At 47.5% G+C, this 668-nt stretch carries 1 protein-coding gene; it reads right to left on the reverse strand.

The features are described from left to right. Positions 1-557 (reverse strand): family 43 glycosylhydrolase (locus ED312_RS11265; RefSeq protein WP_148044279.1); only part of this gene is annotated, 557 nt, incomplete at its 3' end. Positions 558-668: the final 111 nt, after the last annotated feature.

Here is a 668-nt window from a genome sequence, read left to right on the forward strand (position 1 = left end):
GGATTGGCCACGGACACCGGGTTTTCGGACAGTTTTACAAGCTTTATACCTCCCCAGAACGAACCGAAAGTAAGCCAGGGCACCCCGGCTTCATCCTGCATCACATTCGGATCTATGGCATTCCATAAATCGCGATTAGGGACCGACCTTACCACTATGCCGTGGTCCTGCCATTTGAAATCCGCCGCATCCGGGGCCAGGGTCGCATTGGTAGCCACACCAATGGCACTGGTGTTTTTGCCGAAAGCGGAAACGGAATAATAGAGATAGTACTTCCCTTTATATTTAAAAATATCAGGTGCCCAGATATGGTTTTTAAAGCCCGGCACTACATCCTGTGTCCATTCCGGGGCGGCTTCAAAAACCGGGTCTTCCTTTTGCCAGTGCTCCATATCCGGGGAGGAAAAAACGGAAATTCCCCTCCCCGTACAAAAGAGATAGTAATGTTCTCCTGCTTCGGCCATAACAGGGTCATGAACACGTATATCCTGTGCGTTTACACCAGGTATTATACACAGGGATAAAAGAAAAACAACATAAAAAACAACTTCTTTCATAAGATTTTTTTGGATAGCGGTGCTTATCGCTTTTTAACCCGGATCACGTTTACGGAATACGGTTGCAGGGAAACCCGGAGCCCGTCTTTTTTCACCTTGATCTCCTTTTCC

Origin of the sequence: Sinomicrobium pectinilyticum (assembly GCF_003725735.1) — a bacterium.
GTDB classification, from domain to species: domain Bacteria; phylum Bacteroidota; class Bacteroidia; order Flavobacteriales; family Flavobacteriaceae; genus Sinomicrobium; species Sinomicrobium pectinilyticum.